General features: G+C 50.3%; 1 rRNA gene. It reads left to right on the forward strand.

Going from position 1 to position 1,514, the window contains the following annotated elements:
• Positions 1–80: 80 nt before the first annotated feature.
• A 16S ribosomal RNA gene (locus CXF81_RS00330) occupies positions 81–1,514 on the forward strand; the annotation flags it as partial.

Here is a 1,514-nt window from a genome sequence, read left to right on the forward strand (position 1 = left end):
TCTTTAACAATTTATAACAAGACAATCTGTGTGGGCACTCATTGAGAGTGTCGACAACAAAAAACGATTTACAAAAAATTTAATTGAAGAGTTTGATCATGGCTCAGATTGAACGCTGGCGGCAGGCCTAACACATGCAAGTCGAACGGAAACATGTCTAGCTTGCTAGATGATGTCGAGTGGCGGACGGGTGAGTAATGCCTGGGAATTTGCCTTAGTGTGGGGGATAACTATTGGAAACGATAGCTAATACCGCATAATACCTACGGGTCAAAGGGGGCTTCGGCTCCCGCGCTAAGAGAAGCCCAGGTGAGATTAGCTTGTTGGTGAGGTAAAGGCTCACCAAGGCGACGATCTCTAGCTGTTCTGAGAGGAAGATCAGCCACACTGGAACTGAGACACGGTCCAGACTCCTACGGGAGGCAGCAGTGGGGAATATTGCACAATGGAGGAAACTCTGATGCAGCCATGCCGCGTGTGTGAAGAAGGCCTTCGGGTTGTAAAGCACTTTCAGTTGTGAGGAAAGGTGAGTAGTTAATACCTGCTTGCTGTGACGTTAACAACAGAAGAAGCACCGGCTAACTCCGTGCCAGCAGCCGCGGTAATACGGAGGGTGCAAGCGTTAATCGGAATTACTGGGCGTAAAGCGCACGCAGGCGGTCTGTTAAGCTAGATGTGAAAGCCCCGCGCTCAACGTGGGATGGTCATTTAGAACTGGCAGACTAGAGTTTTGGAGAGGAGAGTGGAATTCCAGGTGTAGCGGTGAAATGCGTAGATATCTGGAGGAACATCAGTGGCGAAGGCGACTCTCTGGTCAATAACTGACGCTCATGTGCGAAAGTGTGGGTAGCGAACGGGATTAGATACCCCGGTAGTCCACACCGTAAACGCTGTCTACTAACTGTTTGTGGATTTAATCCGTGAGTAGTGAAGCTAACGCGATAAGTAGACCGCCTGGGGAGTACGGCCGCAAGGTTAAAACTCAAATGAATTGACGGGGGCCCGCACAAGCGGTGGAGCATGTGGTTTAATTCGATGCAACGCGAAGAACCTTACCTACTCTTGACATACTAGAAACTTTTCAGAGATGAATTGGTGCCTTCGGGAATCTAGATACAGGTGCTGCATGGCTGTCGTCAGCTCGTGTCGTGAGATGTTGGGTTAAGTCCCGCAACGAGCGCAACCCTTGTCCTTATTTGCCAGCATTAAGTTGGGTACTCTAAGGAGACTGCCGGTGACAAACCGGAGGAAGGTGGGGACGACGTCAAGTCATCATGGCCCTTACGAGTAGGGCTACACACGTGCTACAATGGCGAGTACAAAGGGATGCAAACTGGTGACAGTAAGCGGACCCCTTAAAGCTCGTCGTAGTCCGGATTGGAGTCTGCAACTCGACTCCATGAAGTCGGAATCGCTAGTAATCGTAGGTCAGCATACTACGGTGAATACGTTCCCGGGCCTTGTACACACCGCCCGTCACACCATGGGAGTGGGATGCAAAAGAAGTAGTTAGT

Source organism: Glaciecola sp. 33A (genome assembly GCF_002836745.1).
In the GTDB taxonomy this organism is placed as follows: Bacteria; Pseudomonadota; Gammaproteobacteria; order Enterobacterales; family Alteromonadaceae; genus Glaciecola.